The organism is Acinetobacter geminorum, assembly GCF_013009345.1.
Lineage (GTDB): Bacteria > Pseudomonadota > Gammaproteobacteria > Pseudomonadales > Moraxellaceae > Acinetobacter > Acinetobacter geminorum.
Genome location: NZ_JABELE010000005.1, coordinates 69,974 through 77,050, shown reverse-complemented (window position 1 = coordinate 77,050; position 7,077 = coordinate 69,974). Strand labels below are relative to the sequence as shown.

Genomic DNA, 7,077 nt, shown 5'->3' with positions numbered 1-7,077 from the left:
TAGGGCGCTTAGCTCAGTTGGTAGAGCGTCTGCCTTACAAGCAGAATGTCGGCGGTTCGATCCCGTCAGCGCCCACCATAATTTATATCAGAAATTTAAAATCCCCTAAATTTATATTCATCTATAAATATCCTATACTTACATGTAAATTTATTTACTATGTGGTTCAGTATAGATACAACTTTTCTATTCTAAAATTAAAATCCTGAGATCTTTAATTTATTCTTTTTAGTGATCGCTATTTTTTTTAGTTTTTAACATTAGTGTTTCTTCAAGCTTTTGATGGGATTCCTCAACCTCATTAAATTGCGTTACTAGTGCTTAAAGATAAGAATCTAGCCTGTAATTTACTAGTTTTAGCTAATATCAGCTTTGTATCTGTACCGATCACGAATATTTTTTACAAATAAAAAAAACTGCTATTTTTTTAAATAGCAGTTTTCCGATTAAATTACTTTTAATATTCGTTTAGAAGCCATCCACTTGCATAAGCAAAATATTCACGTAACCATGCATTGTAGCGAGTAGCTAATGGGGTCTCGGCCGCTACCCCATGAACTTGGGTATAGCCCTGTTTTGTCGCAATTGCTACTGCGCGAGGAATATGAAAATCACTTGTGACAATAGCGATTGGCTGGTCTAAGGTAATGTGGTGCTGTTCTAATAAGGGTTTACTATTTTTTAAGTTAAGCTCTGTGCTGGTGCTTTTATCTTCAAGGATCATTTGATCTCTTGCGATATGATACTTTTGTTCAAGATAACGAGACATAACCAATGACTCACTTTCTTTTTCTGAAAAATCAAGACCACCTGTTAGAACAATCTGGGCTTGCTGCTGTTTTAGGGCTAAAGAGACGGCCGTATCTAAACGTTTTGCAAGAATTGTGGAGGGCTGACCATTCTCAACACCGCTTCCTAAGACAATAATTGCTTTTACAGGAGGAATATTATTTGAAGTATCTTTATTTTCTTTAATAAAGCTAAAAAAATAGCCTAAGCCAATTAACCATATCCAGAAGCATAACCATCCAAAACGCCAAAGTGTGTGCAAGCGATAGTGATAGAAGAAAAAGCGTTCTAAATGATAATAAAATAAGGAATATAAGCAGAAGAAAGCACCTAAAATTAAAGGAATAACAGTGCCTACATTAATTTTATTGAGACAAATTAGAACTAATCCATCTAGAAATAAAATCGAACCAATGATTGCTAGGAAAATACGGATCCACTTACTGACTTGCATTGTGCTTAGAGTTGCAATTTAAATTGCAGACAGTGTATGCAAAATTATTCTGAATGCAATAAAAACCGAGTAAAGCATTTAAGCTATTACTCGGTTTTTTGTTTTTATTGATCTTTAATAAACATCACGGCGGTAACGGCCTTGTTGTCTTAAATCATCTACCTGTTCTTCACCTAGAATTTCGATAAGTGCTTGATCAACTCCGCTTGCCATACCATCAATACTACCGCATACATACAGAACAGCACCGCGTTCTATCCAGCTTACTAATTCTGCTGCATTTTGACGGATTACATCCTGAACATACATGCGTTGTTCTTGATCTCTCGAAAATGCTAAATCGAGGCGTTTTAACATTCCCGTGGTTTTCCATGCTTCAATAGTTGATTCATAGAAGAAATCACATGCTCTTTGACGTTCACCAAAGATTAACCAGTTTTCAGTGTAATCATGACGTGTACGGGTGTGTAATAGGCTCATTAAACCAGCAATACCAGTTCCGTTACCAATACAAATAATAGGGCGGTTGTCATCAATAAGATGGAATGATTCATTGGTACGAATACGCAAAGCAATTTCATTATTAACTTGCGTATGTTGAGTCAGCCAACCCGAACCTAAACCTAAACTACCAGACGCATCATATTGTTGACGAACAACCAAACGAAGGACTTGCTGAGACGGAATGCTCGCAATCGAATACTCTCGTGTTGGTAAGGTAGGAAGCTGTTCTAATAAATGATCCAGATTGGCAAATGGTTCAATTTCACCAGTTAAATCTTTATTCCAAAGCGCTTTTTCGATTGAAATCTGTAATGAATCAACTTTTGAATTTTTAAGAATATGATGCTTTTGCAAAAAAGCGTGAATACGTTCAGGACTATTACCAGGCTGGATTTCAGCAATATCACCCGCTTGCCATATCGCCTCATGATTTGCTTTAAGTTCAATATTATAAGCAGGCTGACCTAAGCTATTTGGATTGAGTAAATCACGTTGCTGCAATATCCAACTGTCAAATACTTTTTCCAGATTTACAGCATGCAAATCTAATTTAGTTGCCTTCGCGAGAGATTGATTCCAATTTTGAATATCCGATGGGTTTGCATTATCAACTTCAATTGTATTGAAGAGAGCGTGGGCACCATTTGCTTTAAGCCAAGCATCTACTGCATGGCCAAAACTACAATAAGTGTCTGGATATTCTTTAGAGCCTAGAGCTAGAACAGCATAGTTGATGTGCTTAAGATCCACATTCAATTTTAAAAGTTTCTTAGCAAAGCTTGTAGCGAGATCAGGAGCATCACCGGTACCATAAGTACTGATCACGAATAAAACCTGTTGATGTTGTTCTAAATCAGTTTGGGTTAGTTGCTGTACAGGTTTTACCTGAACAGGTTGATGAGCTTCTTGTAAACTTGTTGCCGTGCTCCAAGCGAGTTGTTCAGCTACGCCTGTTTGAGTTGCATAAGTAATAAGCCAAGGCTTTGCATTTGGATCAATGTATTGTCCTGCTAAAGACTGACGAGCCGCCTGTGTTAGTTTTTTCTGTTTACGGCGTTTAAGATATAGCATCCACCCAGTAACCAAGAACAAAGGCATTGCTAGAGAAGCAAGCATTGCAACGAATTGATAAATTGGTCCAAAGAAGCTACCACGGTGTACGGGTAACATGCTGCTCATAATCTTTTGATTAAGCTTTTTGTCTTCGTAAAGCTCCATCTTTTCGATGTTGCCAGTTTGATAATTATAGATGGCTTGATTGCGTGCACGTTCGTGTTGTGGGATAGCATCGACAAAGCTTAACTCAATTTTCCCATCATCTTTTTTCGGTAAGCTTAATGTTAGTGTCGAATAATCACGTCCGATTTGGCTATTGAAGCCGCTCCATGTTTGATTAAGTGCTGTAATGAGCTGAGTATTATCTAATTGAGGCTCTGATTTTTTATCATTATTACGCTCAGATTGTTTGCCTTGCTGCATTCCTCGATTTTGATTTTGAGGAGTAGCGCCATGATCTTGTCGTTTAGGCTGTTCAACGCCCATCACTTTGAACATGCCACTACGCCACCAATCATAAGACCAATATAGGCCTGTACATGCGAAAAGAAGGTAAAAAACAATGACCCATGTACCAACAACCGCATGTAGATCCCAAATAAAATTTCGGCCTTTGAGTTTTGGTTTTACGGCAAGCCATTGACGAGCAGAATGCTTCTTAGGCCAGCGTAAATACAAACCGCTAAGTACAAAGTAAATTAACATGAGTGCGCAGGCACCCGTAATTTGTTTACCAACTTCACCGGCTGTTAAATTACGATGAATTTGTTGTATGAGTAACAATAACTTTCGGCCTTTAACATCTGGAAGAACCTCAGCGTTATAGGGGTTAACCATCATATTGTAGCCACGACGTTCACCTTCTTTTTCAATGTTTACCACAGAAGAAGAGGTGGGGTCCTTAGCAATCGTAATGCTATTAATTTTGATTTCAGGCTGAGTTGTATTGAAATGCTGATAAAGCTGAGCAGGAGTTAGTTTAGGAGTATTTTCAGCTTGAACAACATAACTATCAGAATTCACCCATTTTAAAATTTGTTGATCATAAGAATAAATTGCACCTGTGACACCCATAATGGATAAGATGAGGCCAGCAGTAATTCCCAGAAACCAATGAATTTGAAATAAAATCTTTTTAAACATGGTCGAAAATGTAAATATGATGGAGATCTTGTAACGAAGTATAGCCGAAGATTGGGGAGATAATATGGATTTTGGAGATAATATTAATTTTCATTATCATTTATTTTTAGCTTAATAAAAAACCTCCGTGAGGAGGCTTTTTATAAAATCTAGAATTACAAGGTTTTTGGTTCGCCTACAGATTCTTTTAAGTGTGTGCGAATTGTGTTGAACGAGAAGTTTTTCGAATCCATGCGCTTAGGTAGAATATAAGCACCTTGTTGTTCTTGGCCTTTTGGATCTTTTACTTTGAAATTGACCAAAATAAAATCAGGTGTATTGTACCATTCGTAGATATTTTTCCACCCAATAGTACCTACGCCTTCTTGTAAGCCCATTTGTTGACGCATCACAATACCATGAGGTTGCACACCTAAACGAATACCTTTGATTTCCTGTACCGGAAATTCATTCATCTTGCGTTTAACGTACCATTCTAATCCGTATTTACGTCCTACGTAGTAAAGGACTACGCAGACAATAGCAACCCAGCAAAAAATAGTAGAGTAGTTCTTGATAAAAACAAGGCCTAAAATAGCTAGGGCTAAAACCACACCCATAATTACCCAGATTTTTGTGCTGATTTTATTGGTACTGCGCCAGATAAGAAGCTGTGCATGACGTTGTTCAGCTTCTGACACGTCATAGGGAACAGGCTGAAGCGTATAAGCGTATAAAGTTTTCGCGGTCATAGTGCAAATAACAAATTGTAAACTGTTTTAAGTTTAGCATTAATTGGCATAAGTCAGGAAAGGATATTATGCCAATTTCGTACTAATTTCCGACTCAGATTTATAATGATGCAAGCTCACTGGCATCGTTATCAAGATCATGACTTAGGCGTTGTTTTAGCATACTGAAACGGTTTAATACACTAAGCATGAGTGATAGCTGTTGTAAGATAATGAGTGATTTTTGGTCCTCTTCATTATTTTGACTCAAACGTTGACGTATCGTTTGGAGCATATTTTGTGCTGTAAGATCAGGCATCTCATCTCTTAATAGAGCACCTTGAATGTCATCTAGCGCTTGGTCTAAGAGTTTAAGAACAGCTTGGTCTTGAATGCTTTCTCGATGTGCTCCAAGTGCGGCGATATAACTTAAAAAAGTATGGTTTAAACACAGAAATTCAAAAATATCTGATTTACGGGTTGGGTCAAAGTCAGGCTCTGTCGCTAAAGTTGAAATAAGCGAAGCAACCTCGGCATCTGTATTATGAGCAGCCCGTCTTACAATACGATAATTCAGCGCATGATTGCGGCCTTCATGATATTGTTTAACAACTTCAGCTAAGTAATTGCATTGAGCTTGTAATGAACGTCTGATGTTGCGAGGTAAGCGTCGGAATTTCCAGTCAGGCCAAATAAATGTCACCCCAAACCAAGCTAGAGCACATCCAATTAAAGTATCTACAAATCGCGGAATAGCAGCGGCCATTGCAGAGCCATCTAGATTAAAGTTAATTAATGCCAAAATTGTAATGAATGCGGTTGCTTGAGCATATTGCTTACTGCGTAACTCAAAAAACAGTACTCCGCTCAGGATTAGCATTAATAGTTGTCCTTCGACGGAAGGCACGAGAAATACAATGGTAAGACCGACAATAATTCCGACTAATGTTCCGAAAATTCGTAAGCGTAAGCGACGTTTGGTTGCGTTGAAGTTAGGCTGGCTTACAAATAGCGCTGTAAGCATAATCCAATAGCCGTACTCAATATTGGTCATTTGAATCAACACATATCCAATAAAAAGAACAATCGAGACGCGAATTGCATGGCGGAAGAGTACAGATTCGGGAGTTAGATTTTGCTTTATTCGGATGACAATATCATTCCATCCCTGTAAATCATCATCTTTAAGCTGGTTCTCTGCTTGTTTAACTTTATCAGCCTGAATGTGTTGTTCCGTTTCTAAGTTAAGTAACTGAGAGTCGATAGATTTTAAATTTTGGTATAAAGCGAAAAGAGCATTTACCCATAAAAGATCATAATGCTGATCACGTCTTAGCTTCTCTAAAGATAGTCTTAAGTTCTCAAAACTCTGCTTGAAACGTTTGTTATGTTTATAGGGTTTACGTTGTAAAATACATTCATTTAACTCTTGGCAAGCTTTACCTTGAACTGCCAAAATTCGTTGAAATCTAAACAAAATATCGCTGTGCTGAAAAATTTTGGCTAACTTTTGATAGTCGATATGGGCTGAGTCAGCACGCTCATGAATATCTTGAGCGACAAAATAATAATGTAAGCTTCGACGTGTATCTTTTTGTCCACGGTCACCTTTTAAACGAGTCAATAAAGCTGTTTTTAAGTCATTAAAAATCGTAATTAATTTACCATTTTCTAATGACAACTCAATCATGCTTTGCTGATAGCTGGCAGGAGTCATATCTACATCAAATAAGTTTGATTTCGCAAATAGAAAATCACCTAGAGAGGCATAAGACGCTGCGAGTTTGTCTTGAAGTTGGCGAACGGGGAATAACAAAAAGCTAATCGTGGCGATAAGGCCATACCACGCAGCACCTGCAACTAAAAGAGCAGGTTGAATATACCAGTGATCGAAAAGGTGAACACCCAACATGGTATAGACCGAAACAACCAAACAGCCATAAGAAATGGTGGCGTAACGACGTCCTAATGAACCTAGTAAAATCCAGCCAATACATGAGGCAATCAACCCTAAGGCGAAAGCCATTGGGTAGGGAAAAAGTAGTTGTACAGAAGCTGCAGTAACGAAGAACCCAATATAAGTATAAATTAGGTTCATGATTCGCACGGAAAAGCGATCATCAATATCACTCAAACCTGCTGCGACTACACCTAAAGTGAGTGGAATAGTTGCTAATTGATAGCCTAAAAAATAAGGCACGAAAGCAGTTCCTGAAAAGGCTATCAGCATTCGCACGTTATACATAAATGTTGTGTTATAAGTCGCTCTTTTTAGGCGTTTAAACCAAGATTTCAAATGAAGTCCTTGCTGATCAACCTGAGTGATAAAGGATTTGTGTATTTCTACACCAATGTTGCACAAATCATACGATAGACAGTGTAAGCTTGTCTGTATGCAAATGAGTGAAAAATGAAATATCG

General features: G+C 37.8%; 4 protein-coding genes and 1 tRNA gene. 1 reads left to right on the top strand and 4 read right to left on the bottom strand.

Annotation, left to right across the window (positions count from 1 at the left end):
- The first annotated feature begins 2 nt into the window (after positions 1–2).
- Positions 3–78 (top strand) — tRNA-Val (locus HJG58_RS06240).
- A gap of 379 nt (positions 79–457) precedes the next feature.
- On the opposite strand, the gene HJG58_RS06235 is transcribed toward HJG58_RS06240, so the two are convergent.
- The 4 genes from HJG58_RS06235 to yccS form a co-directional block, all read right to left on the bottom strand.
- Positions 458–1,243 (bottom strand): YdcF family protein, encoded by a 786-nt coding sequence (locus HJG58_RS06235; protein ID WP_170248284.1) that lies wholly within the window; start codon positions 1,241–1,243, stop codon positions 458–460.
- A 114-nt stretch (positions 1,244–1,357) separates the two neighbouring features.
- A complete protein-coding gene (locus HJG58_RS06230) occupies positions 1,358–3,946 on the bottom strand; it encodes a PepSY domain-containing protein (RefSeq protein ID WP_170248283.1) in 2,589 nt (862 codons plus the stop codon).
- A gap of 155 nt (positions 3,947–4,101) precedes the next feature.
- Positions 4,102–4,677, bottom strand: coding sequence for an SdpI family protein (locus HJG58_RS06225; RefSeq protein ID WP_086265167.1), 576 nt, complete (start codon positions 4,675–4,677; stop codon positions 4,102–4,104).
- Positions 4,678–4,777: 100 nt separating this feature from the next.
- Complete coding sequence (yccS, locus tag HJG58_RS06220) at positions 4,778–6,952, bottom strand: YccS family putative transporter (RefSeq protein ID WP_170248282.1); 2,175 nt, start codon at positions 6,950–6,952, stop codon at positions 4,778–4,780.
- Positions 6,953–7,077: the final 125 nt, after the last annotated feature.

Excerpts from the sequence above, each read along its gene's own strand:
- HJG58_RS06225 (WP_086265167.1), bottom strand. The coding sequence starts at position 4,677 with ATGACCGCGAAAACTTTATACGCTTATACGCTTCAGCCTGTTCCCTAT.
- HJG58_RS06230 (WP_170248283.1), bottom strand. The coding sequence starts at position 3,946 with ATGTTTAAAAAGATTTTATTTCAAATTCATTGGTTTCTGGGAATTACT.
- HJG58_RS06235 (WP_170248284.1), bottom strand. The coding sequence starts at position 1,243 with ATGCAAGTCAGTAAGTGGATCCGTATTTTCCTAGCAATCATTGGTTCG.